The sequence below is a fragment of the Pseudomonas sp. NS1(2017) genome (assembly GCF_002269425.1).
Lineage (GTDB): Bacteria > Pseudomonadota > Gammaproteobacteria > Pseudomonadales > Pseudomonadaceae > Aquipseudomonas > Aquipseudomonas reactans.
In genome coordinates, this window is sequence record NZ_CP022960.1 from 5,336,305 (window position 1) to 5,360,608 (window position 24,304).

The window sequence follows — 24,304 nt, forward strand, 5'->3', positions numbered from 1 at the left end:
CTTTTGGTTACTTTTGGGCCTTTCCAAAAGTGACCCGCTGTAAGAGCGGAACCATAAGCCGCCGTTACCGCAGCAACGGATATGTACACAGTCAAGGCCGCCCCCCAGAAACAGGAATCGCCTTCTCCACCGAAGGCAACTGCGGCGCCTGCACATCCGGCATCGCCCAACTATGCTCCGGCTGCAACCCCCCTTGCGCCCGCCGCATAAACTCATACCGATTCAACGTAATACTGCGCCCCGCCCCACTGTCCCGAATAATGTAAGGCCGCAAAAACACCATCAGATTGGTCTTGTTCACACTGCGCTTTTCATTCCTGAACAAGGCCCCCAACCCCGGAATATCCGACAACCACGGCACCGCATCATTGCTTTGGCTATACCCATCCTGCAGCAACCCACCGAGCACCATGATCTGCCCGTCATCCAGCAAAATACTGGTATCGATCGCGCGCTTGTTGGTCACCGTCCCCGCCTCCACCGACGCCCGCGTATCCACCGTACTGACCTCCTGGTAGATATCCAGCTTCACCGTGCCGCCCTCGGAAATCTGCGGCCGCACATTCAGCTTCAGCCCCACCTCCTCACGCTGCACCGTCTGGAACGGGTTGTTGCTGGTGCCCCCGCCGCCAGTCACATAACTGCCAGTGACAAACGGAATCGTCTGCCCCACAAAAATGCTCGCCGCTTCGTTGTCCAGCGTCAGCAGGTTCGGCGTCGATAGCACGTTGGTGCCACCCTTGCTCTTCAACGCACGCGCCAACACCTTGAGGTCGAGCACCTTGCCGATACCGGGAATATCCACCGTACCGTTGACCAAGCCCACGTTCAGCCCCTTGGGCAACACGTCGATACTGGTGGGGCTACCCGGCTTGCCATTTACGCCGCTGCCGCCGAGGTTCACGCCACCAAACCCGCCTTTGCCACCGAGATTGCCGGCCTGCCACTGCACGCCAAACTCAGTGGCATCGTCTTCGCCGACTTCCACGATCAGGCTTTCGATCACTACCTGGGCGCGGCGCTGGTCGAGCATGTCGATGACTTCACGCAGGTTGCGGTACAACGGGTCCGGCGCGGAGATCAGCAGGGTGTTGGTGGTGGCGTCGGCCTGGATGGTCACACCCCCGGCGCTGAACGCGGTGTCCTGATCTTTGGCGGTACCACTGGCGTTGTCGGTTGAACCCGTGGATTGACCGTAACCGGATTGCACACCACTGCCGGTGGGTGTGCCGCTGCTGTTTTGCGCGTTGCTCGCACCTTGGGTGTTCTTGCCATTGCCGCCCATGGCACTGAGCTTGCCACGCGCGTCGTCGCTGACACCGGAATCGCTTTCGCCGGTCAACAACCCGCGCAGCGATTGCGCCAATTTTCCCGCCTGGGCGTTGCGCAGGTACACCACGTGCATGTTGCTGGGGTTGCTCTGGGCGTTGTCGAGTTTGTAGATCAGGTTGCGCGCCAGCTCGGTGCGCTCCGGGCTGCCGGAGCGGATGATGATCGAGTTGGAGCGCGGGTCGCCGATCACGTTGATCTTCTGGGTCTGGTCGGCGCCCTGGGTTTCCAGCAGTTCGGAGACCATCGCGGCGATGTCCACGGCGATGCCGTTCTGCACCATCACCACGTCGGTGTCGATGGCGCTGGGGGTGTCGATGCCGTTAATGATCTGCGCCACCCGCGCCAGGTTTTCCGCGTAGTCGGTGATGACGATGCTGTTGTTGCCGGGGTAGGCGTTGATCGGGTTGTTCGGCGACACGATGGGGCGCAGCACCGGGATCAGGTTCACCGCGTTCTCATACTGCAGGCGGAAGGTGCGGGTCTGCATGCCGCTGCTGCCGGCGCTGTAGATCGGCCCACCGAGCAATTTGGCATCGGCTTCGGGCACCACCTGGGCCACGCCGCCGACGTCGACCACGCTGAAGCCCTGCATGCGCAGCGCCGCCAGCAGCATATCGTAGGCCTGATGCGCCGGCACCTGGCCTTCGCTGACCAGGGTGAGGTTGCCCTTCACACGCGGGTCTACCAGGAATTGTTGGCCGGTGGCGCGGGACAGCGCGCGGACCACCGCCTGGATATCGGCGTCGACGAAGTTGAGCTGGACTGGCTGGTCACCCAATGGGTTGCGTGCCTTGACCACCGCCGGGGCATGGCCGCGTGCGCTGTTGGTGACCCGGTGTTGCACGGGGGCCTTGGGGGGCGGTTCGCGCAGGCGATCCTGCAAGGTCTCGCCGTTGCTACGCGTCTCGGCCAGCGGTTGGCCGAGTTCGCTGTCCACCAGCAACGGCTTAGCGGCCTGCTGGCTGCTGCACGCACTCAGGGCCAGCACCAGCAACGGCGCGACCAGACGAAACGGGGGAACTGACCACTTCATGAAGCTTCCTTAGCGCCAAGCGCCTGATCCATGCGAACGGTCCCGGACACAGTGCCGGCCGAGTTGTCGACGGTGTCGAGGGTGCGTTGCAATCGCGCCTCGGACACCTCCAGGGAAAACGAACGGGCATTGCCCAGCAGCCACCCCACCACGGCATCGGCCGGCGCGTTGTCAAAGGTCAGCCGCCAACCCGTGGGTTCCAGCGCCTGCAACTGGTAATGGCCTTGCAGACCCGCGCCATCCAAGGCCTGGCGCAGGGTGGTTTCGTCGCCCTGACGGGGCGCGGCGACATCCTGCAACAGCACCTGCAAGGCTGCGGCCTGGGCGCGCAGCTTGGGGGTTTCGGCCTGCCAGTAATCGATCTTCTTCAGCGCGGGCTGCACCAGCACCAACCAGGTCAGCAAGCTCGCCAGCACCAGCCCGGCACCACCGAGCAGGCGTTTTTCGCGCAGGGCCAGGCCGTTCCAGAGCACTTGGGCCTGGCTGCGCAGTCGCTGCACTTTATTCATCGCCGGCTCCTGGCTTTTCTGCGGCCTGGGCCGGGGCAATCGTCCAGGCATGCTCATCGCGGCTGGCGGTGAAACCGGCCTGGGCCAACGCCGCCTGCCACTCACCTTCGGCGGTCGGGTTACGGCTGTCGGCGAGCAATTCCACATGCAATCGGCCCTGTTCAAAGCTCAGGCTGTCGACGCTGCCGACCATAAACGGCAGGTTGCTACCCGCCAATTGCAGCAGGCTGATGAAGCGTTGGCCGGGATCAGCAGCGGCACCGTTCTGGCGTGCGGCCAATTGCTGACGGGCTTGCTGCAAGGGGTTGAGCACCACCGGCAATTCGGGAAACGCCTGGCGCACCTGCTGGCTCATCAATGCTTTGAAGCGCTGGCCTTCCTCGACCTGGCGCGCGGCATACAGGTTGAGGCCGAGGGCCCAGATGGCGGTGGCGAGCGCGACACACGCGAGCGCCCTGCCCCATCCAACAGTCGAAGGTTGACGCAGACGGCCGTGCAAGCCCCACGTGGGTACCGCTCCACTCCAACGCTGCGCCGCTTCAACCAGTGGTATATCCAGCGCCTGCAAGCCGAGCGGATGCACCGTGCCTTGTTGCAGGCTGTCACGTGTCAACAGATAGCCGTCATCCAACGCCGCAGCGCCCACCGGCAAGGCAAAGGGTGCCGGGTACAGGCCGCGCAGCTTGAATGGCAATTGGGCAATCCGCTCCAACCCGGTCTTGGGTACCCAAGCGACTTGCACACGCCCATCACTTTCGCGCGGGCCGTGGGCCACCTGCATCTGCTCCACCGGGCCGAGGATCAGCGCCTGCGCCGCACAGGCCACCGCCGCAGCCGTTTTCGCAGCAGGCAATGGTGGCAACTCCAGGCTGGTGAGCAGGCTGTCGCGCGGGTGCAGGAAACAGTCGACGGCCTGGCGGGACTTGGCCAGTTGCGCCAGGCTCGAATAACCCTCTTCAACCACCACGCCACGCTCCAGCCAGGCAAACGTGACCTGGCTTTCGGCGGTCAATTGATCCAGCGGCGGCAAGCCGATGCGCAAGCGTTTCATACGCCCACCCGCGACCAGATCACGCGTGGCTGACGGTCTTCGGGACGATGCAGCAAAGCATCAATCGTCACCCGCCGCTGCTCCCGCCTGGCCTGGCCCTGCACGCGAAACCATTCGCTGGTAATGCCCACGTGCACCGAATCCACCTCCACCTGAGGTAAACGCAAACGGTTGACGAAATCCCCACGGTTGATGAACCACTGCCCGCTGTCGCGCTCGGCCACCAACCCATGGGCCTGGGACAGACTGAGCTGCGGCACCACCGCGCTGAGCACTTCGGCACTGGCGGTGTTGCCGTTGACCCAAGTCTGGCCGGGCAACACGCTGATATAGGCCTGCATGCGCTGCAGCACGACGGGGTCGAGCCCTTCGATGCCGCTCAGGTCATCCAGGCTGCGCAGCATCGGGTATTTGGCAGGCGGCTCATAAGAAGCAATCACCCGCTGGCTGATGCGCCGGCTCACCGCCGGATCGACACCGATCAGTCGGCACAGCCGTTCGAAGCTCTGCAATTGATCAGCATCCACCTGCTGGCGATTGACCAGATTGCGCAAGTTGAACTTGCCTTGCTCGTCCTCGATCCGCCCCTCAAAGACGCCGCGTTGAACGCGGGCCCAGGGTTGATCGAGGCGCGTCAGCACGTCCTTCTGGCGTGCATCCCAGAGCATCTGTCGGCTGCGCTCAAGGCCACCCTGCAACAGCCATTGGCCCTGGATGCGCAATTGCTCGGCTTCCAGACCACGGGTGAACACGGTCTGGCGCGTGAGCATGGCGCCGGCCAACACGGCGACCACCGCAGCGATCAGCAAGGCGCTGATAATCGCCATGCCGCGCTGCTTCGCCGCTGGGGGCGAATACCGTTTCATGCTGGGCCTTACAGCTGCCAGGAGCCGATATCGGCATTCACACCCTCACCATCCGGCTGGCCGTCGGCACCGAGGGAGAACACGTCGACCTCACCATTGGCGCCTGGGTTGAGGTAGTGATAAGGGTTGCCCCAAGGGTCGTTGGGCAACCGTTCCAGGTAGGCGCGCCAGTTGCTGTTCTTCGCGTCCGCCGGGCGCTCCACCAGCACTTTCAATCCCTGGTTCATGCTGGGGTAGGAACCGTGGTCGAGGCGATAGAGTTTCAGCGCCTGCATCAACCCACCAATGTCCTGCTTGGCCGCCGTGGCCCGTGCCTGGTCCGGCCGGTCCAGCACCTTGGGCACCACCATGGCGGCCAGGATCCCGAGGATGACCACCACCACCATGATCTCGATCAAGGTGAAGCCACGCTGCCCGCGAGGGCCTGGCAATGGGGACGTTAGGCGCGCGATATCCATCTCGACATTCCTTGGCTTGAGTGCAATTCGAGCCGCAGTGTTGCAAGAACACATGTCAGTCGTATTGAAAATCCTCGGGAGTTTCGGTCGCCAATCGGTCAACTGCCGGCGCTAGTCTGCGGGCCTGTTTCCCGGCTTTGAGAGCGCCATGTACGGCCGTCGCAAGGAGCAAGGTTTTACCCTGATCGAGGTGCTGGTGGCCCTGGCGATCATCGCCGTGGCCATGGCCGCCGCCGTGCGCGTGGCCGGGCTGATGACCCAGAGCAACGGCTTGCTGCGGGATAAATCGATCGCGTTGCTGGCAGCGCAGAGTCGCCTGGCAGAACTGCGCCTGGAGGGCCACTTGCGCAGCGGCAAGAAGACCTTCGAGTGTGATCAAGGCCGCCTGAAACTGCGTTGCGAGCAAACCATCAACGCCGATGGCCGCCTGTTTCAGGTCAACCTGCAGGTGCTCGACGCCAGCCGCGAAGCGCCACCCCTGGCGCGGCTGGACACCCAGGTCATGGCCGAGTGAGCAGCGGCAGCGCAGGGCCGTCCGGCAACTTGTCGAGGTTGACACGCAGCTTCTCGCCACCGCGCTCGATCTCGACTCCATCGCCTTCGATGGCCGTCAACCGCACGCCGGGGCTGAGGCGTTCACCCACTAGAAAGCTGCGCGGCGGTCCGTCGTTGAGACTCAAGATCGCCACCGCACCACGGGCACCTGCCAACACGCCAGTGACTTTGACTTGCAGCGCTGTTGGCGCATTGGAAAACCATTGCAGCGCCGGGTTATCGCTGCGCGCCGCCAGTGCCTGGGGCGTGGCTTGGGGCGTGTGGGATTCTGCCGTGGTCAGCAGCAGCGGCGTCCATACCGCCACGCCCGCCAGGGCAGCCAGTACACCCAGCGCCTGCACGCCGTGGGCCAGGGTGAAACGAGGGGCAAATGCCATGGGGAGGACCTCCTGTTTGTCCGTCGCTCCAGCCTACAGATCAATTCGCACGCTTTTATTTCACAGACTCCCCAGTTCTCCAGGAAGCCCGCGATGAAACAGCAAGGTTTCACCCTGATCGAGCTGATGGTGGTGCTGGTGATCATCGGCATCGCCAGCGCCGCCATCAGCCTCACGATCAAACCCGACCCGCTGCACCTGTTGCGCAAAGACGCCGAGCGCCTGAGCCAGTTGCTGCAAATCGCCCAGGCCGAAGCCCACGCCGACGGCCGTCCCATCACCTGGCGTGCGGATGCCAAGGGCTTTCGCTTCAACCGCCGTAGCGATGACGGGACGAGCGTGGAGTCTTTCCAGGGCGACACCCAACTGCGGCCGCGTCTCTGGGAAAGCACGCCCATGCAGATCAACATCGAACCCCGGCAAACCCTGGTGCTCAATGCCGAATGGATCAACCCACCGCTGCGGGTGGTGCTGTCCGACGGGCAGCACAGCCTCAGCCTGCAACGCGACGCCGCCGGCTTGATGCGCGTAGTGAGTCAACCATGAACACCTCCCAGCAAGGCTTCACCCTGATCGAAGTGATGGTGGCGATCATGCTCATGGCGGTGGTCAGTCTGATCGCCTGGCGCGGGCTGGACAGCGTGACGCGCGCTGATCAGCATTTGCAGGCGAGCAGTGAGCAGACGGAGGTGCTGCTGCGGGCACTGAACCAGATGCAGCGCGATATCAGCTTGCGCGCCAGTGTTGAGCTGGTCGCCACCGATGTGGCACAAGACGAGGCGCCCAAAACCGAAGGGCTGGCCGCCGTGACGGTACGCAGTTCCGACAGCAAGGGCTTTCGGCTGGACGTGATCCGCAGCGCCCCTATGGCCGGGGATGGGCTGCAACGCGTGCGCTGGTGGCTCAAGGGCGACTCACTGTATCGCGCAGCCGCTCCGGCACGGGACCGTTATCCACTGCCCGCAGCCAAGGATGGGGTGGTGGTGTTGACGGGGGTGAGTGACTTGCAGGTGCGGGTGTGGGAAGCGGATAAAGGCTGGCGACAGTTGAGTGGAAATCGTCGGGAAGATCCGCTGGGACTGGAAATCAGTTTGTTGCGGCAGACGCCGCAGGGCATGGAAAAGTATCGGCAGGTGGTGGGGCCGTTGAGGTCTTTGAATTAACTCAACAACACCACCCCACCCGGCAACTCCGTGCACTTGGCCCCATACGCATCGCGAATCAACAACGCCACGCCCGCCAACTGCTGCAAACTGAACCGCGCCTGCACCCGGCGCTGGCCCAGTTCTTTGTTGAGCAATAACAGCATGCCCGGCCGGTAGCGGTTGATCTCATCCACCACCGTCGCCAGCGTGGCGTTGTTGAACACCAAAATCTGTTCACGCCAGGCCACGACCGCCTGGGTGTCTACCGTGGTCACTTCACTGACGCCAGCAATGCCGTAGGTCAGTTGCCGACCGCCATCCAAGCGCACACTGCGTCCGGCGATATCCACCGAGAGCGAGCCCTCGATACAAGTCACGCACACGTTGTGGTCGGTGTTGCGCACGTTGAAGCGTGCCTGCGCCGCGCTCACCCAGCCGTCGCCAGCCTGTACCTTAAGCGGTTGGGCAACGTGGGCGAGCACTTCGACTTCGCCTTCAAGCAGTTCAATGCCCTGCCCCACCCGACTGATGCGGGTCTGGGTGTTGAGTTCCAGGCTGATCCCCTCGCTCAACAGCACCTGGCGCTGCTCACCGACTTCGGTGCGATAGTCCGCCGTGAGCCCGGCAAAGCCACCCGGCACACCGACGCGCACCATCACCACCGCGGCCGAAGCGGCAATCGCGCCGCCCAGGAACGCCCGTCGACCAAAGCTGCTCGGTTGCGCCACCTGGTCGAGGGCCGGTGTGAGTTGCTGCCACAGCACCTTGGCCTGCTCGAATGCCTGGGCATGCTCCGGGCTCTGCGCGCACCAGGCTTTGAGCGCCTTGGCATCGGCCACGGTGGCGCGGCCCGAGGTCAGCAGGAGCAGCCAGTCGCGGGCTTCATCGTGCAGGGGGCTGGCGGCGGATGACCGGGCGTTGGGGAAGCTGAAAATATTCAAGCGCGCACGTACTCACGGATTTATCAGGGACTCGACACTAAGACGGTTTTCCGGCCCCGGGACCGAACCGCTGAATCACTTTTCTTTCGAGGCGCTTGGCACAGTGGCCCAGGGCGGCCTTGATTTCCTTCTCGACCATGCGCGTGGAGATGCCGAAACGCTGGGAAATCTCCAGGTGCGGCGCCTCTTCCAGGCGGGCGGCGATGAGGATTTTGCGGCGGCGTGCCGGCAGTTCGTAAAGCGCCTTGACCAGCGACTGGATTTCTTTCTGGCCGCCCACCACCCGCGACGGGTCCTGGGCTTCGTCGGCGCTTTGCAGCAGTTCTTCCACTTCACTGCCGGTGAGCAGGCGCGCATCGGCCTGGCGGCGGTCAGCGGCGATGTTCAGGGCCATGCGGTACAGGTAGGCGTTGGGCTGTTGCAGGTTGGGCGGCACGTCCATGCGGTCGACCCGCAGGTAGGTTTCGTGCAGCACGTCGTTGGCCAGGTCTTCCGAGCCCAGGCGCTTGCGCAAACGCACCTTGAAGTCTTCGTAGGAGGCCAGGAACAAGCTGACCATCGTACTGTGCCCGGTATTTTTCATCCGCCCCAGGTTCCTTTCGCTGCTGTGCATTCCATGCGTGTTCCTGTTGTGTCAGGCATCAGAAGTAAAGTCACCGGTTGGCGCAGTGAACTCGGCGCCGGGCGTTGGACCCGGGCTGCACTCAGGCTGCGTACCAGTGCTTCATCGCGTTGTTCATCGCCGGTGGAGCTGACCAGCCGACTGTGTTCAATCACCCCGTTTGGGTTGACCCATACCTGCACCAATGCCCGAAAACTGCCGGGCCGGGTCAGCGGCGAGCGGCACAGGCTGGTCTCGATGGCTTGCTGCAATGCCGTCGCGTAGCTGTTGTTGATCCGCGCGGCGCTGCGTGTCGCCGCCCCTTTTGTGGGCGGTGGCTGACTGACCTGCGGGGTCTGCAAGGTAAACGCATCGCTGCGTGCATAACGTGCCATCAGGCCACTCCCTGTCAGCAACATCGCCAGTGCTTCTTGCGCCGTAAAGCGCCCGCGTACCCCGATGGAGCGCCGGCCCCGCGTCAACTCGCGGTCCACCAGCACCGCCATCCCGGTGGCGCGGCTGTAGGCTTGCAGTGCGTGCTCCAGATCTTGCGCCGGCAGGTCCAACGACAGCAGCGGTGACTCTGCCTGCGCCGCACGACCGCCAGCCAGCAGCAACAGCAAGACCAGGACGCACATGACGCGCCTCCAGCCCCCCTGTTCACCCCCTGCTCTGCATCGCTGCACGGCCGACGCGCCCTAGAAAACCGTCATCCTGAGGCCAGTTTATGAACCTGATGTTACGGTGATAGCAAAAAAAACATCACGGTGACGAGAAGCCCGCTGCACTACACTTTCAACCCTTACCGGCCCACTCCTCAGGGCCTGCCAGGAGGCCCGATGAAGCTGTTACCGACCCTCGCCAGCCTGTTGCTGTGCGCTGCCTTGCCCGTGTTCGCCCACGCCGAAAACGCTGCCGGCACGTGCGCCGAAGTCAGCGTGGATGGCTACAAGGCGCCCGACTATGGCTGCCTCAGCCAGCAGATGGGCAACGATACCAATGCGACCAAGGCGGCGAAGAAAAACCGCGACGCCCAGAACATCCCTGTGGAAAAACGGCCGCCGAACGCGGTGGGTTTATCCACCCCGGCGGCGACCAGCGTGCGTATGGGCAACACGTTCGGGACGTCGGTAAAACCGCAGCGGCCCTGACTACAGCAATGACAGTGGGTAACTGATGATCAAGCGGTTTTCATCGAACTCATTGGTGCTGAAGTCCCGACGCAAGGTCGAATTGCGCCAGCGCACATTGAGGTTTTTGGCCGGTCCGCTCTGCACCACATAGGCCAACTCGGATTCGCGCCCCCATTCTTCACCGTCGGTACGTGCGCCGACATGGGCATTGCTGCCGCGGATATAGCGTGTCATCAGCGTCAGGCCAGGCAAGCCTTGGGCGGCGAAGTCGTAGTCGTAGCGCAGTTGCCAGGAGCGCTCTTTGGCGGCGTCGTAGCTGGAGTTGTAGCTGTCGTTGGCCAGGCTGGTGCCGGCGGTGCCATTGACGCGCATCCAGCCGTTGTCGCCGGACATCCGTTGCAACCCGACATAGACCGTATGCGCGCCGGTTTTGGCCGAAAGCATGGCCGATAAAGCGCGGTTCTCCAGGTTGCCGGCCAATGCCTTGCCGTTCTCCTCACCGGAGAAAAATCCCAGGTTGGCGCCCAACACCCAGCCGCCCATGGGTTGGCTGTGGGTCAAGTTGAAGTAGCGTTGCTGGTAGATGTCGGCCAGTTCTGAATACCAGGCGCCGACCTGGGTTTTTTTGTCGTTGAACAGGTACTCGGCCCCGCCGAAGTTGAAGCGGTCGGAGGTGGCATCCGGACGACCAGCCATGAACATGTCTTCCATGCTGGCATCGTTACGTGGGCTGTTGGCGCGGAATTGGCCGCCGTAAAGGGTCACGCCGCTGAATTCTTTCGAGGTCAACTGCGCGCCGCGAAAGGTCTGGGTCAGCGAACGGCCATCGTCAGAACGCAGCACCGGCAAGGCCGGCGCCCATTCCCCGGCCTTGAGTTCGGTGTTCGACAGCTTGGCCTTGAACGCCACGCCGAGCCGGCCGAAATCGTCCGCCGGGCGCCCATCGTCATGCACCGGCAGCAATTGGGTATTGGCGGTGCCTTTGCCGCCATCGAGCTTCAGCGAATATAGCCCCAGCACGTCCACGCCAAAGCCGACCACGCCTGCGGTGTAGCCGGAGCGCGCGTCAAGGATAAAGCTCTGGGTCCACTCCTCAGCCTTGGCCTGGGGGTAGTTGCCATCGACAAAGTTGCGGTTCAGGTAAAAATTACGCAGGTTCAGCGAGGCTTTGCCGTCTTCCAGGAAGCCATCGGCGTAACTGCTGGCGGCGCTGAAGACAAGGCAAGTGAACACAACAGGGTTGGAGCGCAAAAGGATCTTCATTTTTATTATTCCTTTCTGGGAGGCAAACGCCTCCCGTCGCAGATAACCGGTATCTGCTGGCTAGAGTGTTGAGGTGAGGTGTTGCGGGTTTAGTGGCCGGTCAACGCGATGATTGCAGGCACCGTCAGGACCGCCGTGTAGTAGCCCATGAATTGCACGCCGATGTTGAACCCCAGGAAGCGCGCCAGGAACCCGCCGAGCAAGCCCACGGTGATGATCACCATGAGACCGAGCAGCCCGCCTTCCCAGATACCGATCACCAGCACCAGGCCGATAAAGGTCGCAATCACCGCCTCATGACTGATCTTGCGCACCACATAAGCCGCCGCGCCGTGGGCGAAGTTCATGGTGAAGGGGTAAGCCACCAGGATCGCCACGATCACCGCAAGCATGCCGTAGCCGAGGAACTCCCAGGTGTTGAGCAGGTTATGCAGGTTGTTGATTTCACCGGTGGCGTTGTCGACGAAAAACCGTGGTGGCGCGTTGAACAACGGCGCAGCCGGGCCCGCTGCCACCGGGCTGAGGGGCAAACCGAATGCCATCAGCGGGATCAGGGTTTCAGCGATGTAGGTCGACTCGGTCACCCCGTTGCGCGCGGTGATCACCGTGGTCAGGCGGTCATAGGCATGCTTGATCCGCGAACCAATCACTTCGCCCATGATCACCGTCATCGCCACCGGGCTGAACACGAAGGTGGCGCTGGACACGCTGGCGGCCATGGCCGTCACACGCACCTGGCGCGGGTTGATGACCTTGAACGGGTTGGGGAAATAGCCACTCCAGCCCTTCACGTCCGGTGCCAGGGAAAACACCCGGTACTGATCGCGCCGCATGCGCTGGCGCTCGCTGGGAGCCAATAGCGAAAACAGCGAGGCAATCAGCGGCGCCACGGCAATACCCAGGAAGTAGCTTACCGACAGCTTGACCCCGTATTGCCCCGTCAGCGATTGCAGCGCCACGATCACCACCACGAACGGCACCAGAGCCAGCACTGCGGCCCAACGGCCCGCCGAGAAGTAGGCGATGGTGAATGCGGCGCACAGGAATACCCAGGGCGCGAACTGCTTGATCACCCCGCCAAACGGCGCCAGCAACACGGCGAACAGCACCGACAACGGCACCGCAATCAAGGCCGCCACCGCTCCGCCGGAGATCATCTTGCGCAGGGCTATATGCGGCACGCCGAGCTTGCGCAGGTAGTTCGCATCGGCAAGCAACGCCGTGGCCGAAGTGTCGCCGGGAATCCCCAGCAACGCGGTGGGCACGGCATGGGTCATGTGCTTGGCGACTGCTCCAGCGAGAAAGAACGTCAGCACCCCGGCTGGAGGCGCACCGAGGAGCACCACCAGCATGGTCAGGGGCGCCAGGGTGGTGGTTTCGTCAGTACCGGAGACCAGTCCGATGGCGGCAAACACCACCGCGCCGAGCAGCCCGAGGGCGAAGGCCATCATGATTTCATGCAACAAGATGTCCATCACCCGCGCCCTCCGCTGAGGCTGGCCGTAAGTGCGGGCGTCGCCGTGACGGGCACATTTTCTTCGCGGGCCTGGGCTTCGCGGAACAACTCATACAGCTCCAATTCACGCAGTTCCGCGATCACCTCGGCGGACAGGTCTTCCAGACGTCCCAGGCTGCCGTACTCCTTGAGCAGATCGGCCACCACTTGCTCGCGAAAGCTCTGGTCGGCGACGTTTTCCTGTACATCGCGCTTGGGCGCAAACAGCCTGGCACTGATCGCGCCGCCGGCGAGACAGCCGAGAATGCCGATCAACATGGCGTAGGCACGCGCCATCTGCGCCGACTCCACCACGTAGTGCAACAGGTGTTGCGCCGCAAAATACGCACCGAGGCTGACCACTGCGCCAATGCCGATGGACAGCGCCAGGTGACGCGCGTCAATGGTGTCGCCCCAGACTTCATACAGGTGTTGCTTGTCCGGCGGTAAAAGGGGTTGCTGCATGGTGCCCTCCGGCCCTTTCGGGCTTGTTGTTTTTATAAGGGGGGTGAAGCTTCAGGCCTTGCGAACCGTGGCGCGACCCACCGTGGTCGCCTGGCCCTGCTGATTGACTAGCTGCAACAGCAACGTGATGCAGTTGCCCTCCACCGCCTGGATCTCACCCTTGGCGGTAAACACATCGCCCACATAGGCGGCGCGACGGTTGCTGTATTCGAACGCCACCAGTTCGTCCGCGTCCGCCATCCAGTCGTAGAGCAACTGCGTCAACCAGTCACCCTGCAACGGGCCGTCCACCAACAGCGCCGGGTGGCCCTCGCTTTCCCGGGCGTAGGCCAGGTCGTAGTGAATGCGGTGTGCGTTCCAGATCGCCGCGTTGTACAGGAACAACTGCACCGTGCCCGGTGAGTATTGGCGTTCGGGCAACGCCTGGCCGATTTCGATCAGGGGCATGGTTACCTCGCTATCCGGGTCAGGTGTTCGATCACCAGCGGTTCGCCCGCCTCGCTTTCGAAGCGGTTTTCGAACACCAGGAAAATCAACGGTCCGTCACTGCCTTGTTTTTCATGGATATCCACCAAGGTCTGGCGGCAAACCAGCACATCACCCGGATAAATACGCCGGTGCGCCTGATAGCGGCTGCCCCCGGCCAGAATACGTTTGAGTGGCAGCTCCGGCAGCAGCGCGTTATCCGGGAAGTGGCCGTCCTCACGCAGTTGGTCCAGGGGCAACACCGGCATCAGCACGCTGAACAGAAACATCAGCGGCGCCTCATCCCCCGCCAGGAACCGTGCCTGGCGCTGGCCAGTGGCGACCGCGTATTTACGGATATCCTGGCGGCTGACTTCAAAGCGCACGGACGGCAATGCCAGGCCGATGCACGCCTTGATCTCGGCGGTAAGCAGGCTCAAATCACACCTCGCGCGACCAAGTCGTCGTATTGCGCCTGATCCAGGCCCAGCCATTCACGGTAAATCTGTTGGTTGTGCTGGCCGACGCCAGGGGCGCTGGCGCCTTTCTCCAAGGTGCCACCGGAAAGCTTCACCGGGTTACCGAACACCTCGAAATGCGCGCCTTGGCATTCGACGCTGACGACCATGTCGCGCTCACGCACATGGGGATCGGCCACCACTTCATCCATGCTCTTGATCGGTGACAACGGGAAGCGGTCGCCGGTCAGGGCCTCCAGCTCGGCCTTGGTGTAGGCGGCGCACCAACCTTCGACGATGGGCTTGACCCGCCGCAGGTAGGTGGCGTGGTCGAAACGCTTGGCCATGGTGTCGATTTCCGGGTCACTGGCCAGGGCCGCATCACCAAACGCATGGCAGGCCTCGCGCCAGAATTTGTCGGTGTAGGCACCGAAGAAGACGAAGCCGTCCTTGCACGCATAACGACCGTAGGGCTTGACGAAGGGATGGCCGTTGCCAGTAGGCCCGACCACTTCGCCGGTTTCGGTGTAGGTGACCAGGGCGTTTTCGGTCAGGGAGATGATCGAATCCTGCTGGGACACGTCCACCAATTGGCCCTGACCGCTGCGCTCGGCCTCACGCAGGGCCCCAAGGGTTCCGATGGCGGCATACAGCGCCGCCGACAAATCCCCCAGCACCGTGCCGACACGCATAGGTTCTTCGACAGTGCCATTCATCGACCACAACCCACCAGAGGCCTGGGCGCTGCTGTCAAACGCCGGGCGTGATGAGTTGGGCCCATGCTGGCCGAAGCCACTGATGGCGGTAAACACCAGCGCCGGGTTGACCGCCTTGAGAACCGCGTAGCCCAGGCCCAGCTTGTCCATGGTACCGGGGCGGAAGTTCTCTATAACGATATCGGCCTTGCGCACCATGTCCAGGAAGGTTGCCTTGCCGTCCGGGTGCTTGAGGTCCAGGCACACCGCCTGCTTGTTGCGATTGAACTGCGCGAAAAAGCCGCTGACCGGCGCGCTGACGCTGCGGCTCATGGGTGGGAATTCGCGGGTCAGGTCGGGATCGGTGGGGTGCTCGATCTTGATCACGCTGGCGCCCATGTCCGCCAGCAGCATGGCGCAATAAGGCCCGGCCACCACGCGGGTGAGGTCGAGTATGGTCACGCCCTTGAGCGGGCCGAAGCCGGCCAAGGTGGTTGCGAGAGGGTTCATGGGTGCTCCACGTATTGTTATTGGATGCGTGCGCGCAGTGCCTTGGCAACCCGCGACGCGCCGCTGCGGTGCAGCTGGCTATCAATAAAGACGCCTACCTCGATCAATTGTGCAAGGTCGACGCCCGTGGCGATGCCTTGGCCTTCAAACAGGTACACCAGCTCTTCAGTCGCTACGTTGCCAGTGGCGCCCGGTGAGTAAGGGCAACCCCCCAGGCCGGAGACAGAGCTGTCGAACACGCGAACGCCAGCGTGCCAAGCGGCCTGCACATTGGCCACGGCCATGCCATAGGTGTCATGGAAGTGCCCGGCCAATGCGCTGAGCGGCACTGCGTCGGCGCAGGCCTCGATCAACCGCGCGGTTGCCCCTGGCGTGCCGGTGCCAATGGTGTCGCCCAGGCTGATTTCATAGCAGCCCATGGTGTACAGGGCCTTGCTGACGGCGACCACTTGTTCGACGGGGACCGCGCCGGTAAACGGGCAGCCCAGCACACAGGACACGTAGCCGCGCACGGCAACGCCTGCCTCCAGGGCTTTGGCGAGCACCGGCTCGAAGCGCTCCAGGCTCTGAGCGATCGAACAGTTGATGTTCTTCTGCGAAAACGCCTCGGACGCGGCGGCGAACACCGCCACCTCACGGCAACCGGCGGCCAGGGCCATGTCCAGGCCTTGCAGGTTGGGCACCAACGCGGTGTAGGTCACGCCGGTGCGCTGGCCGAGGCCGCGCAGCACGGCATCGGAATTGGCCATTTGCGGCACCCACCGCGGCGACACAAAGGCCCCCGCCTCGAGGGTGCGCAAACCGGCATCGGCCAAGCGCTCCACCAAAGCGATTCGAGTGTCTACCGACAGGCTACGCGCTTCATTCTGCAAGCCGTCGCGCGCGCCCACCTCCACCAGCCGAACGCTGTCCATGCTCACTGCCCGCGCTTGTCGAGCAGCAGCGCGCGGGCACTGTCGGCACGCACGTCGTGGGTCGCGACCATGCGCTCGACCAGCCACTGCACTTCGTCGCCCTTGGCCCCAGCGGACAGCGCCACGTTGCGTGCATGCAGCGCCATATGCCCACGCTGGATACCTTCGGTGGCCAGGGCCCGCAAGGCACCCAAGTTCTGTGCCAGGCCGACGGCGACGGCGATTTCACCGAGTTCCTGGGCAGTTTTCACCCCTAGAATACGCAGCGACAGTTGCGCCAGCGGATGAGTCTTGGTGGCGCCGCCGACCAGGCCCAGGGGCATGGGCATTTCCAGGGTACCGACCAGGTGGCCCTGGCTGTCTTTCTCCCAGGTGGTCAGCGAACCGTAGTGACCGCTGCGGCAGGCGTAGGCATGCGCACCGGCTTCCACCGCGCGCCAGTCATTGCCGGTGGCAACCACCAAAGGGTCGATGCCATTCATGATGCCCTTGTTGTGGGTGGCGGCGCGATACGGGTCGATGGCAGCAAAGGTGTAGGCATCGATCACGCCTTCGATCACCTCTTCACCGCTGTATTCGGCGGTGGCCAAGTGTTCCGGGGCGATGCGCAACTGCGCGCGACACAGGCGCAGGTCGGCCAGGTTGGACAGGATGCGCAGGCGCACTTTGCCGCCGGTAAGGCGCTCCATCAGCGGCGCCACGGCCTCGGCCATGGTGTTGACGGTGTTGGCGCCCATGGCGTCGCGCACGTCGACGATCAGGTGTGCCACCAGCATCGGCCCGCGTGGACTGTCGGCGAAGGTGTGCACTTCGATGTCCCGGCAACCCCCGCCCAGCGTGTTCAGTAGCTGGTCCTTGCTATTGGCCAGGGCGATGATTTCGTCTTTGTTGCGCAGCAGGCTCAAGCGCGCATTAAACGGGTCGGGTATGCCGATGATCTGCACCTGCGCACGCATCAACGGCGCGCTGCTGGAGGTCTGGAAACCACCGGCCGGGCGGGTCAACTTGGCCATGAACGATGCGGCGGCGACCACCGACGGCTCCTCTACCACCAGCGGGATCACCACGTCGCGACCGTTGATACGGAAGTTGCTGGCGACGGCGTACGGCAACTCGAATTTGCCGATGACGTTCTCGATCATACCGTCGGCGATTTCCAGCGGCAGCGCACCGGCATCGCGCAGCAACGCCAGGTCTTCGTTGCTCAGGCCGAGCAAGGGTTGCAGGTGCTCAAGGCGCTGACTGGGGGTGAGGCTGCGGAAATTGGGCAAGCGGGAATCGATCGACATGCAGGGCTCCTCATGGAGTCATTTGTTATTGGATGCCGTCAAATTGCCCCATCTGTAGCCTTGAAAGAAGGTACAGTTTTGCCGGACAGTTCAGACACTGTACCCATCAGAAGCATCCACAAGGAATTGCAGCATGTCGCGCACGACCCTCGCGCAACAGGTGGCCAGCGCCATCGCCCAGCAAATCACCGACGGCGCCCTCAAGGCCGGCGAGAAGCTGCCGTCTCTGCGCGAATACATGCGCCTGCATGGGCATTCGAAGAACACGGTGATCACCGCCTATGAACACCTGGCCGCCGAGGGGCTGGTGGAGGCGCGCCACGGCCAGGGCTTTTTCGTGATCAAGCGCGTGGCCCACACCAGCGAAGAGGAAGACAGCCAACCCTACAACCGGGCCCTGGACACCATCTGGATGATGCGCCAGCAGTTCGTGCGCGACCCTGGCCACTCGCATCTGGGTGAAGGCTTTCCGCCAGTGGAATGGCTGATGGACATGCGCCTGGACAAGTTCCACCGCCAGGTCGTGCGGGCCGGCGTGACCACGTTGTTTCGCTATGGCACACGCCTGGGTAATGCCGGACTGCGCACACGGCTGGTGCAAAAACTGGCGGACTACGCGCTGCCCGTCTCACCGCGCCAACTGGTGACCACCCTGGGCGCCAACCACGCGATGGACCTGATCATCCGTCGTTACCTCAACCCCGGCGACCCGGTCCTGGTGGAAGACCCCGGTTACTACCCGCTGTTCGGCAAGCTGCAATTGCAAGGCGCGCGCATGTTTGGTGTGCCCCGCGAGCCCGACGGGCCGAACCTGCAGGTGCTGGAGCAGTTGATCAAGGCTCATCGCCCGCGCCTGTTCTTCCTGCAGTCCATCGGCCACAACCCCACCGGCTCGGACCTGTCCCCGGCCAAGGCGCACCAACTGCTGCGGATCGCCGAGACCTACGACCTGCTTCTGGTGGAAAACGATGCAATGGCCGACTTCAAGCCCAGCTCCGCGATCAAGTTGTCCGCCCTCGACCAGCTCAACCGCACGCTGTACGTCGGCAGTTTTTCCAAATCGGTGTCGGCAGCGTTGCGTGTGGGGTTTATCGCCGGCAGCAAACAACGCGTGGAAGAACTGGCGGACATCAAGATGATCCTGCACAACAGCGGCGCCGAATACAGCGAGCGCACTATCGACGTGATCCTCGGCGAAGGGCAGTTTTTACGGCACCTGTCGCGCCTGCAAGACCGCCTGCGCCACGCCACTGCACGCGGCCTCGACCTGCTCGACGACCTCGGCGCCGAGGTATTTTGCCGCCCGGAGCAGAGCCTGTACCTGTGGGCACGCTTCCCGAATATCGAGGATGCGAACGTGCTCACCCGGCATTGCCTGGCACAGGGCGTGATGCTCGCGCCCGGCTCGATCTTCTCGACCCAGCCCAAAGATACCTCGCCCTGGACCCGCCTGAACGTGGCGTACCTGGATGACCCGGTCTTTTGCCGGATCATCCGCGAGCTGCGATAAGCCCTTTTGACAGAAGGGTGCTGGGCACGGTGATGGGCAAGCGTGCGGAGATGGTTGGGGGCGTGGTGTTGATGCTGGTGGGCGCGACAATTCTGTACGAACACCTCTAGGCCTGAAGCCTGACCCACCTGTAGGAGCGAGCTTGCTCGCGAAAAACTCAAGGGCACCGCGTTTATCCTGAATAGCCGCGTTACCGTTGACGTTCTTCGCGAGCAAGCTCGCTCCTACGGACAAGCAAACGTCACGCCGCGGCGTGGCTTTCCTTTTTCAGGCTGTCCATATCGATCACAAACCGGTACTTCACATCGCCCTTGAGCATCCGCTCATAGGCCTCGTTGATGCCCTGGATATCGATCATTTCGATGTCCGAGACAATCCCGTGCTTGGCGCAAAAGTCGAGCATGTCCTGGGTTTCCTGGATCCCGCCAATCAGCGAGCCGGCCAGGCTGCGGCGCTTGAAGATCAGGTTGAATACCGTCGGCGACGGGTGCGGGCTGTCGGGCGCGCCGACCAGGGTCATGGTGCCGTCACGCTTGAGCAGGTTGAGGAACGCATCGAGATTGTGCGGTGCCGCAACGGTGTTGAGGATGAAGTCCAGGCTGTTGGCGACCTTGGCCATTTCGTCAGCATTCTTGGATACCACCACTTGATCGGCGCCCAGGCGCAGGCCGTCTTCACGCTTGTTGGGTGAGGTGGTGAACAGCGTCACATGGGCGCCCATGGCATGGGCGATCTTCACCGCCATATGGCCCAGGCCGCCCAGGCCCACCACGCCGACCTTCTTGCCGGGGCCGACCTTCCAGTGATGCAACGGCGAATAGGTGGTAATGCCCGCGCACAGCAACGGCGCCACGGCGGCCAGGTTGGACGCGTCGTGGGAAATGCGCAGCACGAACTTCTCCTTGACCACGATGCTGTCGGAGTAGCCGCCGAAGGTGTTCTCACCGCCGAATACCGGGCCGTTGTAGGTGCCGGTAAAGCCGTTCTCGCAGTATTGTTCCTCGCCCTCGGCGCAGGACGCGCAGTGCTGGCAACTGTCGACCATGCAACCGACGCCGGCCAGGTCACCGACCTTGAACGTCTTGACGTTGCCCCCCACTGCAGTCACGCGACCGACAATTTCATGGCCGGGCACGGAAGGATAAAGGGTGTTGTTCCATTCGTTGCGCACGGTGTGCAAGTCGGAGTGGCAGACCCCGCAGTAGAGAATGTCGATCTGCACATCATCCGCCCCCGGCGCACGGCGCTCGAAGGTGTAGGGCTTGAGGGAATCCTTGGCGTTCTGGGCGGCGTAACTGTAAGTCTTGGCCATTTCGTTCACCTGTGTGATCTGACGTTGGAAGTCAATCGACCAGCATAGACGCTCAACCGTTCAACCGAGCACAGGCGTACAAGCCCTTCGTCCGGTTTAGCGCAATAGTGAGCTAGCATTCTCTTCCCACCCTCCCAGGAGTTTTCCATGAGCACATTCGTTGCCAAAGACGGTACCCAGATCTACTTCAAGGACTGGGGCAGCGGTAAACCCGTGTTATTCAGCCATGGCTGGCCGCTGGATGCCGATATGTGGGAATACCAGATGGAATACCTGAGCAGCCGCGGCTTTCGCACTATCGCATTCGACCGCCGTGGTTTCGGCCGGTCGGACCAGCCGTGGACCGGCAACGACTACGACACCTTCGCCGACGATATCGCCCAGTTGATCGAGCACCTGGACCTCAAGGACGTGACCCTGGTGGGCTTCTCCATGGGTGGCGGCGACGTGGCGCGCTACATCGCACGCCATGGAAGCGCGCGCGTGGCCGGCCTGGTGTTGCTCGGCGCGGTGACACCGATTTTCGGCCAGCAAGCCGATTACCCGCAGGGTGTACCCCTCGACGTGTTCGCCGGCTTCAAGGCCGAGTTGCTGAAGGACCGCGCGCAATTCATCAGCGATTTCAACACGCCATTCTATGGCCTCAACAAAGGCCAGGTCGTCTCCGCAGGCGTACAGACCCAAACGTTGCAGATCGCCTTGCAGGCGTCCCTCAAGGCGACCGTGGACTGCGTCACCGCGTTCTCCGAAACCGACTTCCGCCCGGACATGGCCAAGATCGACGTGCCGACCCTGGTGATCCACGGCGATGGCGATCAGATCGTGCCGTTCGAAACCACCGGTAAAGTCGCGGCCGAGCTGATCAAAGGTGCCGAGTTGAAGGTGTACAAGGACGCGCCACACGGGTTTGCTGCCACCCATACCCAGCAGTTGAACGAAGACTTGCTGGCGTTTCTGAACCGCTGAAACGTCCTCCCCCTACTGGCGCGTATGCGCTGGTAGGGCCGGGTTCCGATTGAATCAACAGCCAGGTAAGGTGGTCCCACTTCATACGCTCACCGCAACAGGACCCGCAAAATGCCCCTGCCTACCGACATGACCTTGATTGAAATCACCACCCCTGGCGGCCCGGAAGTGCTCAAGCCGCGCCAGGCGCCGGTGCCCTCCCCGGCAGCCGGTGAAATCCTGATCCACGTGCACGCCGCCGGCGTCAACCGCCCGGACGCCTTGCAGCGCGCCGGCAAGTACCCGATGAAACCCGGCATGAGCCCAATCCCCGGCCTGGAAGTGGCGGGTGAAGTGGTGGCCCTGGGCGATGGCGTGACCGAGTACGCCGTCGGTGACAAGGTGTGTGCGCTCACCAATGGCGGTGGTTACGCCCAATACTGCGCAGTGCCCGCCAGCCAGGCGTTGCCGGTTCCCGCAGGCATGGACTGGATTCAAGCGGCGGCCATCCCGGAAACCTTCTTTACCGTATGGGCCAACCTGTTCGGCATCGGCGGCGCCCACAACGGCCAGCGTGTGCTGATCCACGGCGGCACCAGTGGTATCGGCACGACCGCATTGATGCTGTGCCGCGAGTTCGGCATCCAGGCATTTGCCACCGCCGGCAGCGAAGAAAAATGTGCAGCCATTCGTGCCCTGGGCGCAGAAGCGATCAACTATCGCGAACAGGATTTCGCCCAGGTGATCGGTGATCAAGGCGTGAATGTGATCCTCGACATCATGGGAGCCTCCTACCTCAACAACAACCTCAAAGCGCTGGCGATGGACGGTCGCCTGGTGATGCTGGGGTTCCTCGGCGGCGCCAAGGCCAATGAAGTGGACTTGCTGACCATCCTCGGCAAACGCGCAATCGTCACCGGTTCGCTGCTGCGCGCACGGACCAAGGACGAAAAAGCCGCAATCGCCGACCAACTGCGCCAGCACGTATGGCCAGTGCTGTCAGCTGGGCGCTGCCTGCCGATGATCGACCAGGTGTTCGATTACACCCAAGCCGATCAGGCGCATGCGCGGATGGAAGGTGGGGATCATATTGGCAAGATTGTGTTGCGGGTGAAGTGATGCGTCAGTAGCCCACCTCTCGCTGATGTCGGAAGGCCAATACATAAACCGCCGACTCAGATGGGACAAAGCGATAGAGCGCAACATACCCGGCGCCTCCAAAGGCTATGACCAGTTCACGCAACTCAGGTAACTCGTCGAAAGGTCGGCCAACGTTAGGGTCCGTCTCCAGGCGCATCAACTGGTTCTTTATCGTTTGAGCAGCCCGTTGTGCGACCTGGGGTTCTTTTTCGCTCAAAAAGCGACGGCACCGCTCCAATCCTGCTACGGCTGTTTCGGTAATAATCAGTCGTGGCATTTGGGCGGCTCGGACGCGTGTTCGGTCCCCCAACTGTCAAGCCAACCTTGGGTTTCGGAGCCGGTCAGGTGCAAGCCTGTTTCTTGATACGCCTTCCAAGATGCCAGTGCTTCCTGCTTGAAACTCTCACGGGCCTCCTCTCTTTCGACATACTGGGCGAGCGCTTCCCGCATGATCCAATGAGCGGTGCGCTGCCGCGCACCGGCCAGTTGTTGGATACGATGCTTCAAGTCATCATCGATTTTTATGGACGTTGCCATGATGCGCCCTCTTCGATATTCAAAGGTATTACCTTTAGATACGTTAGCGCGCACTGCCTGGTCTGTCTATTTCGACTATTGATTTCTGACGAAGCGCATTCACTTCAAGCTTGCGAATAGATTGGGTAATCGACATACCCCGCTTCCGTCCCGCCATACAACCCGTCAGCACGCAGCGGATTCAACGGCCACCCGTTGAACAGCCGCTGCGGCAGATCCGGGTTGGCGATGAACGGCCGCCCGAACGCGATCAAGTCCGCCAGCCCCGCCTCTACCCACCGCGCACCGCGTTCAGCGGTGTAGCGGCCGGCGTAGATGATCCGCCCGCTGAACGTCTCGCGCACTGCACGACGGAAGGTTTCAGGCAGGTCGGGGGCGTTGTCCCAGTCGGCTTCGGCGATGGAGACGTAGGCGATGCCCGACGCTTCCAGCACCTTGATGGCTTCGATGTAGGTGTGGTGCGGGTCGTCTTCCACAAGGCCGATGTACACGCGGTCCTGATCGGTGCCACTGAACAACGGCGAGAAGCGCACGCCCAGGCGTTCCGGCCCGACCACGGCGCTCACCGCTTCGACGATCTCGCTCAGAAAACGCAGACGGTTTTCCAACGAACCACCGTACTCATCGTCACGTTGATTGGCATGAGCCGAGATGAACTGGTTTACCAGGTAGCCATTGGCCGAATGGATTTCCACCCCATCAAACCCCGCATCCAGCGCATTGCGTGCAGCCTGGGCGTAGTGCCCGACCAGTTCTTTAACCTCCTGTGTCGCCAACGCACGTGGCACAGGCGGCTGTTTCAACTCACCCTCGCCCGGCGCCGTTTCGATAAAGGCTTTGGCTTGCAGGGCCTGGAGGGCCGACGGTGCGACTGGCACCGCCCCTTCTGGCTGCAAGGCGTTATGCGACACGCGACCGACATGCCACAACTGGGCAAAGATCACCCCGCCCTCGGCATGCACTGCGTCGGTGACCTTGCGCCAACCGTCGATCTGCGACGGGGTGTAGATGCCCGGTGTCCAGGCGTAGCCCTGGCCACGTGGCTCTATCTGCGTGCCTTCGCTGACCATGAAACCGGCACTGGCCCGCTGGCGGTAATACTCAGCCATCAAGTCGGTGGCGATATCACCCGGTTGGGCGCTGCGCTGGCGCGTCAATGGCGGCAAGACAATACGGTTGCTCAGCGTATGGTGACCCAGCTTTATTGGGGTACTTAAAACATTGTCAGTCATCTAATCATTTCCAAATTCTGGGCGTGCTAAAGCATTGGCGACTTATAAAAGTCGCCAATGAACCAAGCGGTCT

At 62.6% G+C, this 24,304-nt stretch carries 28 protein-coding genes and 1 pseudogene; 8 read left to right on the forward strand and 21 right to left on the reverse strand.

All coding sequences use genetic code 11. From position 1 onward, the window contains the following. Positions 1–91: 91 nt before the first annotated feature. The 5 genes from gspD to gspG are packed head-to-tail and all read right to left on the reverse strand — an operon-like array spanning position 92 to position 5,249. Positions 92–2,365 carry a type II secretion system secretin GspD gene (gspD, locus tag CI807_RS24845; RefSeq protein ID WP_095016640.1) on the reverse strand — a complete coding sequence of 758 codons (2,274 nt, stop codon included), beginning with the start codon at positions 2,363–2,365 and terminating at the stop codon, positions 92–94. Then, positions 2,362–2,874: a type II secretion system protein GspM gene (gene gspM, locus CI807_RS24850; protein WP_095016641.1), complete on the reverse strand. Its 513-nt coding sequence runs from the start codon at positions 2,872–2,874 to the stop codon at positions 2,362–2,364. The genes gspD and gspM overlap by 4 nt, the downstream gene beginning before the upstream one ends. Continuing rightward, positions 2,867–3,925 carry a type II secretion system protein GspL gene (gspL, locus tag CI807_RS24855; protein ID WP_095016642.1) on the reverse strand — a complete coding sequence of 353 codons (1,059 nt, stop codon included), beginning with the start codon at positions 3,923–3,925 and terminating at the stop codon, positions 2,867–2,869. Before gspL ends, gspM begins: the two co-directional genes overlap by 8 nt. Continuing rightward, entirely contained in the window at positions 3,922–4,791 is an 870-nt protein-coding gene (gspK, locus tag CI807_RS24860; protein WP_157742078.1) for a type II secretion system minor pseudopilin GspK, read from the reverse strand. Before gspK ends, gspL begins: the two co-directional genes overlap by 4 nt. Before the next feature lie 8 nt (positions 4,792–4,799). Further along, complete coding sequence (gene gspG / locus CI807_RS24865) at positions 4,800–5,249, reverse strand: type II secretion system major pseudopilin GspG (RefSeq protein ID WP_016980111.1); 450 nt, start codon at positions 5,247–5,249, stop codon at positions 4,800–4,802. A gap of 148 nt (positions 5,250–5,397) precedes the next feature. Here gspG and gspI point away from each other — a divergent pair, with 148 nt between their 5' ends. Next, positions 5,398–5,763, forward strand: a complete 366-nt coding sequence (gspI, locus tag CI807_RS24870) for a type II secretion system minor pseudopilin GspI (protein ID WP_068933882.1) — start codon at positions 5,398–5,400, stop codon at positions 5,761–5,763. Here the strand turns inward: gspI and CI807_RS24875 are convergent. Beyond that, positions 5,750–6,181, reverse strand: coding sequence for a type II secretion system protein N (locus CI807_RS24875; protein WP_095016644.1), 432 nt, complete (start codon positions 6,179–6,181; stop codon positions 5,750–5,752). The two genes, gspI and CI807_RS24875, sit on opposite strands and share 14 nt — an antisense overlap. Before the next feature lie 93 nt (positions 6,182–6,274). On the opposite strand from CI807_RS24875, the gene gspH reads away from it, so the two are divergent. Both gspH and CI807_RS24885 read left to right on the forward strand, forming a co-directional pair. Then, complete coding sequence (gene gspH / locus CI807_RS24880) at positions 6,275–6,727, forward strand: type II secretion system minor pseudopilin GspH (RefSeq protein ID WP_016980114.1); 453 nt, start codon at positions 6,275–6,277, stop codon at positions 6,725–6,727. Beyond that, positions 6,724–7,344 carry a type II secretion system protein GspJ gene (locus tag CI807_RS24885; protein WP_095016645.1) on the forward strand — a complete coding sequence of 207 codons (621 nt, stop codon included), beginning with the start codon at positions 6,724–6,726 and terminating at the stop codon, positions 7,342–7,344. The genes gspH and CI807_RS24885 overlap by 4 nt, the downstream gene beginning before the upstream one ends. Here the strand turns inward: CI807_RS24885 and CI807_RS24890 are convergent. Genes CI807_RS24890 through CI807_RS24900 form a run of 3 tightly spaced genes read right to left on the reverse strand, consistent with a single transcriptional unit; the run spans position 7,341 to position 9,506 of the window. Beyond that, on the reverse strand, positions 7,341–8,267 hold the full coding sequence (locus tag CI807_RS24890; protein WP_095016646.1) for a DUF4880 domain-containing protein: 927 nt from the start codon (positions 8,265–8,267) through the stop codon (positions 7,341–7,343). The two genes, CI807_RS24885 and CI807_RS24890, sit on opposite strands and share 4 nt — an antisense overlap. 37 nt (positions 8,268–8,304) lie before the next feature. Further along, entirely contained in the window at positions 8,305–8,850 is a 546-nt protein-coding gene (locus CI807_RS24895; protein WP_016980117.1) for an RNA polymerase sigma factor, read from the reverse strand. Beyond that, positions 8,847–9,506, reverse strand: coding sequence for a TonB family protein (locus CI807_RS24900; protein ID WP_177409603.1), 660 nt, complete (start codon positions 9,504–9,506; stop codon positions 8,847–8,849). Before CI807_RS24900 ends, CI807_RS24895 begins: the two co-directional genes overlap by 4 nt. Positions 9,507–9,707: 201 nt before the next feature. Here CI807_RS24900 and CI807_RS24905 point away from each other — a divergent pair, with 201 nt between their 5' ends. Further along, complete coding sequence (locus tag CI807_RS24905; RefSeq protein WP_095016647.1) at positions 9,708–10,019, forward strand: hypothetical protein; 312 nt, start codon at positions 9,708–9,710, stop codon at positions 10,017–10,019. Here the strand turns inward: CI807_RS24905 and CI807_RS24910 are convergent, their stop codons facing one another. From CI807_RS24910 to CI807_RS24945, 8 genes are all read right to left on the reverse strand, one after another. Then, on the reverse strand, positions 10,020–11,264 hold the full coding sequence (locus CI807_RS24910; protein WP_095016648.1) for an OprD family porin: 1,245 nt from the start codon (positions 11,262–11,264) through the stop codon (positions 10,020–10,022). Positions 11,265–11,353: 89 nt separating this feature from the next. Further along, positions 11,354–12,739: a tripartite tricarboxylate transporter permease gene (locus CI807_RS24915; protein ID WP_177002930.1), complete on the reverse strand. Its 1,386-nt coding sequence runs from the start codon at positions 12,737–12,739 to the stop codon at positions 11,354–11,356. Beyond that, positions 12,739–13,224, reverse strand: a complete 486-nt coding sequence (locus tag CI807_RS24920) for a hypothetical protein (RefSeq protein ID WP_095016650.1) — start codon at positions 13,222–13,224, stop codon at positions 12,739–12,741. Before CI807_RS24920 ends, CI807_RS24915 begins: the two co-directional genes overlap by 1 nt. A gap of 51 nt (positions 13,225–13,275) precedes the next feature. Further along, complete coding sequence (locus CI807_RS24925; protein WP_095016651.1) at positions 13,276–13,671, reverse strand: hypothetical protein; 396 nt, start codon at positions 13,669–13,671, stop codon at positions 13,276–13,278. Between the two features lie 2 nt (positions 13,672–13,673). After that, the gene (locus tag CI807_RS24930; RefSeq protein WP_095016652.1) at positions 13,674–14,129 is read right to left on the reverse strand and encodes a MaoC family dehydratase N-terminal domain-containing protein; all 456 of its coding nucleotides are present in this window, start codon (positions 14,127–14,129) and stop codon (positions 13,674–13,676) included. Further along, positions 14,126–15,352, reverse strand: coding sequence for a CaiB/BaiF CoA-transferase family protein (locus CI807_RS24935; RefSeq protein ID WP_095016653.1), 1,227 nt, complete (start codon positions 15,350–15,352; stop codon positions 14,126–14,128). Before CI807_RS24935 ends, CI807_RS24930 begins: the two co-directional genes overlap by 4 nt. A 17-nt stretch (positions 15,353–15,369) precedes the next feature. Then, positions 15,370–16,266, reverse strand: coding sequence for a hydroxymethylglutaryl-CoA lyase (locus tag CI807_RS24940; RefSeq protein ID WP_095016654.1), 897 nt, complete (start codon positions 16,264–16,266; stop codon positions 15,370–15,372). Between the two features lie 2 nt (positions 16,267–16,268). After that, positions 16,269–17,555, reverse strand: a complete 1,287-nt coding sequence (locus tag CI807_RS24945; RefSeq protein ID WP_095016655.1) for a hydroxymethylglutaryl-CoA reductase, degradative — start codon at positions 17,553–17,555, stop codon at positions 16,269–16,271. Positions 17,556–17,688: 133 nt separating this feature from the next. Between CI807_RS24945 and CI807_RS24950 the strand changes: the two genes are divergently transcribed. Beyond that, positions 17,689–19,065: a PLP-dependent aminotransferase family protein gene (locus CI807_RS24950; RefSeq protein ID WP_095016656.1), complete on the forward strand. Its 1,377-nt coding sequence runs from the start codon at positions 17,689–17,691 to the stop codon at positions 19,063–19,065. Positions 19,066–19,079: 14 nt separating this feature from the next. Then, positions 19,080–19,175 (forward strand): annotated as a pseudogene (locus CI807_RS31920) (hypothetical protein); the annotation flags it as partial. 131 nt (positions 19,176–19,306) lie between these two features. Here CI807_RS31920 and CI807_RS24960 read toward each other — a convergent pair. Continuing rightward, on the reverse strand, positions 19,307–20,377 hold the full coding sequence (locus CI807_RS24960; protein ID WP_095016657.1) for an NAD(P)-dependent alcohol dehydrogenase: 1,071 nt from the start codon (positions 20,375–20,377) through the stop codon (positions 19,307–19,309). A gap of 147 nt (positions 20,378–20,524) precedes the next feature. Here CI807_RS24960 and CI807_RS24965 point away from each other — a divergent pair, with 147 nt between their 5' ends. Further along, a complete protein-coding gene (locus CI807_RS24965; RefSeq protein WP_095016658.1) occupies positions 20,525–21,343 on the forward strand; it encodes an alpha/beta fold hydrolase in 819 nt (272 codons plus the stop codon). Between the two features lie 111 nt (positions 21,344–21,454). Further along, positions 21,455–22,441, forward strand: a complete 987-nt coding sequence (locus CI807_RS24970) for an NAD(P)H-quinone oxidoreductase (protein ID WP_095016659.1) — start codon at positions 21,455–21,457, stop codon at positions 22,439–22,441. Positions 22,442–22,445: 4 nt separating this feature from the next. On the opposite strand, the gene CI807_RS24975 is transcribed toward CI807_RS24970, so the two are convergent. The 3 genes from CI807_RS24975 to CI807_RS24985 all read right to left on the reverse strand — a co-directional run bounded on the left by CI807_RS24975 (position 22,446) and on the right by CI807_RS24985 (position 24,231). Beyond that, a complete protein-coding gene (locus tag CI807_RS24975) occupies positions 22,446–22,739 on the reverse strand; it encodes a type II toxin-antitoxin system RelE/ParE family toxin (RefSeq protein WP_095016660.1) in 294 nt (97 codons plus the stop codon). Further along, positions 22,727–22,999: a CopG family ribbon-helix-helix protein gene (locus CI807_RS24980; RefSeq protein WP_095016661.1), complete on the reverse strand. Its 273-nt coding sequence runs from the start codon at positions 22,997–22,999 to the stop codon at positions 22,727–22,729. The genes CI807_RS24975 and CI807_RS24980 overlap by 13 nt, the downstream gene beginning before the upstream one ends. Before the next feature lie 104 nt (positions 23,000–23,103). After that, entirely contained in the window at positions 23,104–24,231 is a 1,128-nt protein-coding gene (locus CI807_RS24985) for an alkene reductase (RefSeq protein ID WP_095016662.1), read from the reverse strand. Between the last annotated feature and the right edge of the window lie 73 nt (positions 24,232–24,304).

Coding starts and splice junctions, on each gene's coding strand:
- CI807_RS24960 (WP_095016657.1), bottom strand. CDS start 20,377: ATGGCCAAGACTTACAGTTACGCCGCCCAGAACGCCAAGGATTCCCTC.
- CI807_RS24985 (WP_095016662.1), bottom strand. CDS start 24,231: ATGACTGACAATGTTTTAAGTACCCCAATAAAGCTGGGTCACCATACG.
- CI807_RS24915 (WP_177002930.1), bottom strand. CDS start 12,739: ATGGACATCTTGTTGCATGAAATCATGATGGCCTTCGCCCTCGGGCTG.
- CI807_RS24895 (WP_016980117.1), bottom strand. CDS start 8,850: ATGAAAAATACCGGGCACAGTACGATGGTCAGCTTGTTCCTGGCCTCC.
- CI807_RS24935 (WP_095016653.1), bottom strand. CDS start 15,352: ATGAACCCTCTCGCAACCACCTTGGCCGGCTTCGGCCCGCTCAAGGGC.
- gspH (WP_016980114.1), top strand. CDS start 6,275: ATGAAACAGCAAGGTTTCACCCTGATCGAGCTGATGGTGGTGCTGGTG.
- gspK (WP_157742078.1), bottom strand. CDS start 4,791: ATGAAACGGTATTCGCCCCCAGCGGCGAAGCAGCGCGGCATGGCGATT.
- gspG (WP_016980111.1), bottom strand. CDS start 5,249: ATGGATATCGCGCGCCTAACGTCCCCATTGCCAGGCCCTCGCGGGCAG.
- CI807_RS24905 (WP_095016647.1), top strand. CDS start 9,708: ATGAAGCTGTTACCGACCCTCGCCAGCCTGTTGCTGTGCGCTGCCTTG.
- CI807_RS24975 (WP_095016660.1), bottom strand. CDS start 22,739: ATGCCACGACTGATTATTACCGAAACAGCCGTAGCAGGATTGGAGCGG.
- CI807_RS24900 (WP_177409603.1), bottom strand. CDS start 9,506: ATGTGCGTCCTGGTCTTGCTGTTGCTGCTGGCTGGCGGTCGTGCGGCG.
- CI807_RS24925 (WP_095016651.1), bottom strand. CDS start 13,671: ATGCCCCTGATCGAAATCGGCCAGGCGTTGCCCGAACGCCAATACTCA.
- CI807_RS24980 (WP_095016661.1), bottom strand. CDS start 22,999: ATGGCAACGTCCATAAAAATCGATGATGACTTGAAGCATCGTATCCAA.
- CI807_RS24945 (WP_095016655.1), bottom strand. CDS start 17,555: ATGTCGATCGATTCCCGCTTGCCCAATTTCCGCAGCCTCACCCCCAGT.
- CI807_RS24970 (WP_095016659.1), top strand. CDS start 21,455: ATGCCCCTGCCTACCGACATGACCTTGATTGAAATCACCACCCCTGGC.
- CI807_RS24910 (WP_095016648.1), bottom strand. CDS start 11,264: ATGAAGATCCTTTTGCGCTCCAACCCTGTTGTGTTCACTTGCCTTGTC.
- CI807_RS24940 (WP_095016654.1), bottom strand. CDS start 16,266: ATGGACAGCGTTCGGCTGGTGGAGGTGGGCGCGCGCGACGGCTTGCAG.
- CI807_RS24920 (WP_095016650.1), bottom strand. CDS start 13,224: ATGCAGCAACCCCTTTTACCGCCGGACAAGCAACACCTGTATGAAGTC.
- gspD (WP_095016640.1), bottom strand. CDS start 2,365: ATGAAGTGGTCAGTTCCCCCGTTTCGTCTGGTCGCGCCGTTGCTGGTG.
- CI807_RS24965 (WP_095016658.1), top strand. CDS start 20,525: ATGAGCACATTCGTTGCCAAAGACGGTACCCAGATCTACTTCAAGGAC.
- gspM (WP_095016641.1), bottom strand. CDS start 2,874: ATGAATAAAGTGCAGCGACTGCGCAGCCAGGCCCAAGTGCTCTGGAAC.
- gspI (WP_068933882.1), top strand. CDS start 5,398: ATGTACGGCCGTCGCAAGGAGCAAGGTTTTACCCTGATCGAGGTGCTG.
- CI807_RS24875 (WP_095016644.1), bottom strand. CDS start 6,181: ATGGCATTTGCCCCTCGTTTCACCCTGGCCCACGGCGTGCAGGCGCTG.
- gspL (WP_095016642.1), bottom strand. CDS start 3,925: ATGAAACGCTTGCGCATCGGCTTGCCGCCGCTGGATCAATTGACCGCC.
- CI807_RS24885 (WP_095016645.1), top strand. CDS start 6,724: ATGAACACCTCCCAGCAAGGCTTCACCCTGATCGAAGTGATGGTGGCG.
- CI807_RS24950 (WP_095016656.1), top strand. CDS start 17,689: ATGTCGCGCACGACCCTCGCGCAACAGGTGGCCAGCGCCATCGCCCAG.